At 64.5% G+C, this 2,744-nt stretch carries 4 protein-coding genes; 3 read left to right on the top strand and 1 reads right to left on the bottom strand.

All coding sequences use genetic code 11. The annotated features are described in order from the left end of the window. The 3 genes from OES25_17665 to grxD all read left to right on the top strand — a co-directional run. The coding region (locus OES25_17665; protein ID MDH3629465.1) for a 4-alpha-glucanotransferase at positions 1 to 767 on the top strand (767 nt) is incomplete at its 5' end. Positions 768 to 882: 115 nt separating this feature from the next. Beyond that, the gene (locus OES25_17660; protein ID MDH3629464.1) at positions 883 to 1,134 is read left to right on the top strand and encodes a BolA/IbaG family iron-sulfur metabolism protein; all 252 of its coding nucleotides are present in this window, start codon (positions 883 to 885) and stop codon (positions 1,132 to 1,134) included. Positions 1,135 to 1,154: 20 nt separating this feature from the next. Further along, positions 1,155 to 1,484: a Grx4 family monothiol glutaredoxin gene (gene grxD, locus OES25_17655; protein MDH3629463.1), complete on the top strand. Its 330-nt coding sequence runs from the start codon at positions 1,155 to 1,157 to the stop codon at positions 1,482 to 1,484. On the opposite strand, the gene OES25_17650 is transcribed toward grxD, so the two are convergent. Next, positions 1,478 to 2,744, bottom strand: a 1,267-nt coding sequence (locus tag OES25_17650; GenBank protein ID MDH3629462.1) for a hypothetical protein, incomplete at its 5' end; no start/stop codon positions are given. The two genes, grxD and OES25_17650, sit on opposite strands and share 7 nt — an antisense overlap.

Genomic DNA, 2,744 nt, shown 5'->3' with positions numbered 1-2,744 from the left:
ATGCCGACGGCACGATCGAACTGGAGGCCGGCGTGCCCCCGGACTATTTTTCTCGTCGTGGTCAACGATGGCAGGCCCCCCTCTACCGTTGGGAGGCGGACGATCGCTCGAACGAGTCTCTCTGGCAAGCAAGAATCGATACGCAACTGCGGCGGTTCGACCGGTTACGTCTGGATCACTTCCGCGGCTATGTCGCGACCTGGGGGTTTGATCGGACGGGTCGGGGACGCTGGATTTCGGCACCGGGCTCGAGGCTGCTGGGTTCGTTGCCACCTGCCCAATCCCGCCGCCTGTTTGCGGAGGATCTCGGAGTCATCACGCCGGCGGTCCACCGGCTGCGAGAGACGCACGGCCTCGCGGGGACGCGGGTCCTGCAGTTTGCCTACGACAGCTCGCGCTCGATCCATCACCCCTCCCGGCATCCACGCAACGCGGTCGCCTATACCGGCACTCACGACAACGACACGCTGCTGGGATGGTTCCGAGGCTTGCGTGGCGAGGTGCGGACCCGGGCCCACGCCGATCTCGGTACCCAGCCTCGCGAGGCCACGGAACGCGCCATCCGGCTGGCGCTGGATTCCGCCGCCGAGGATGTGTTCATCCCCCTACAGGATCTATGGGCTCTCGGTAGCGAAACCCGCATGAATCGACCGGGTACGAAACACGGCAATTGGCGGTGGCGGGCCGATGCCTCATCCCTCGACGACGCAACCGCTCGTCGGGTCCGGGGTTGGCTTCGACAATCCGGTCGCGCCCGGGCGGACTAACGATCTGCGGCGATCGCGGCGTTCTCGCAGAGCTGCTCGACGTGGAGCTTCCGAGACGGACCGGGGGTCGCCTGCTATATTCGAACAGCCGCGAAAATGCGGAAAAGGACAACCCATGGAACCCAATCAGAGTGTCAGCCTTGAAGAAGTGCGGCGACGGATCGAAGAGACTCTGCCGGGGGCGCGGGTTCAGGTCGAGACTTTCTCGGGGCATGATCATTTTCAGGCCGTCGTGGAAGCGCCGCAGTTTGCCGGAAAGAGTTTGATCGAACAACATCGCATGGTTTACGACGCGGTCGACGATCTGATCGGAGGGGCGATGCATGCATTGGCCCTGAAGACCCGACCCCTCGACGACGCGAAGTAGTCTTATTCTCAGGAGCAGAAATGGAACCGACTACGCAGGTCTCGGACTGGACGGAACAGATCAAGAAGGACATCGCAAGTCACGACGTGTTCATCTTCGCCAAGGGCGAGAAGAATGCGGCGATGTGTGGCTTCTCCCATCGCGTGATGCAGGTGTTCAGCGTGCTGGAGCAGGACTTCGAGGTCCGCAACATCTTCCAGGACCCCGAAATTCGCCCGGCGCTCTGTGCCTACACCAACTGGCCGACCACACCCCAGGTCTTCATCCGCGGAGAGTTCATCGGCGGTTGTGACATCGTCATGGAGATGTACGAGAACGGCGAACTGAAGAAGAAGTTGGCCGCTCAGTAGAACCAGAGGAACGGGCCGGACAGCGACTCGGGACGCATCGGCTGGTTCTTCGATCCTGCCAATGACGCCGAGAGATCGGCCAGTATCTCGACCATCCGACGCTGGCTGACCCGAGTCTCGCTGCCGATTCCGATCGTCGCGACACGCTGCATGTCCAGCAGACGCGCCGGCAGATCCGGACGCAGGGCACCGTCCAGGGACCAGACGGCCAGCGCATGTCCTTCGTACGAGGGATCGCTTGCGACTCCGGCTAACCGTGTCGCCAGGACGGAAGGGGGTTCCTCCGAGACGATGAGGGTCAGGCGTCGGTCGCCTCCCGGCGGCAATTCGGCGTGCACCGGCCCGGCCTTCCAGATCCCGCGGATCTCCTCGAGGCGGTTGTCGACATGCCCCTCGCCGGCGAGATAGACAAGTGGAACGGTCGTCGGGACGGTCTGCATTGCCCGCCACCGCGTGACCGATTCGGTTGGATGAGTCCCGACGATGCTGACGTAGGGCGGCGCCCCACTCCACCACTCGTTCAACGAGCGGGCGAGGGTATCGGCACGGGTCTCACCGAACCCCTCCTCGACCGCTCGCCCCCACGGCACCCCGGCGTTGGCCGCCTGCTGCAGCAACATCAGCGTAGACACGGGACCCAGCTGCGGCGGCAGTTGCCCCAACCCACCCAACACGCGTCCCTGAGCCAGATCCGCGGTCGGACCAAGAATCAGCCGTTGTAGCTCCGCCCGGGGCAGCGTGCCCTCGATCTCCCCGGGAGTCCCGCCGTCAGGCATCCCCTGCAACCGGATGGGTATCCGTGCGTCACCCTCGCGCTCGCGAATCTGAAACGTCGCGAGTCCGTCACCGAGATCCACGGAAGGTGGGACAAACGGGTCCAGGCCGACCGTCAGGACGTTGATCTCGGCTCGCACACTCCCCCTTCCGGAAGCACCGGCCAGTAGCCGGTAACGGTGACGTCGTCCCTCGTCGAATCGGCCGAACGCGGAAAGCACCCCGTTGGTATCGTATTCAACCAATCGCCTGCGGGGGGCGACTCCGTAGATGTCGTAGAGCGTCTCGATGCGAGTTGCGTTCTCGGAGAATCGATAGGCGAGGTCGAGGGTCGTCGTCGGTCCGTGAGCGGGAATCGTTGGCCTTGGCATGCCGACCGGATCAACCGCCCACTCCGCCCGTGGTCCTGCGGCACGCCCACCGGCCGCGGACGCCGCTGCGAGACTCGCCGGGAGCACCGCCGAGGCTCCCGACGTAGCGCCGAAC

This window comes from Acidobacteriota bacterium (assembly GCA_029861955.1).
Taxonomy (GTDB): Bacteria; Acidobacteriota; Polarisedimenticolia; order Polarisedimenticolales; family Polarisedimenticolaceae; genus JAOTYK01.
Note: the sequence above shows the minus strand (reverse complement) of the source record. Positions and strands in the feature narration are given on the sequence as shown.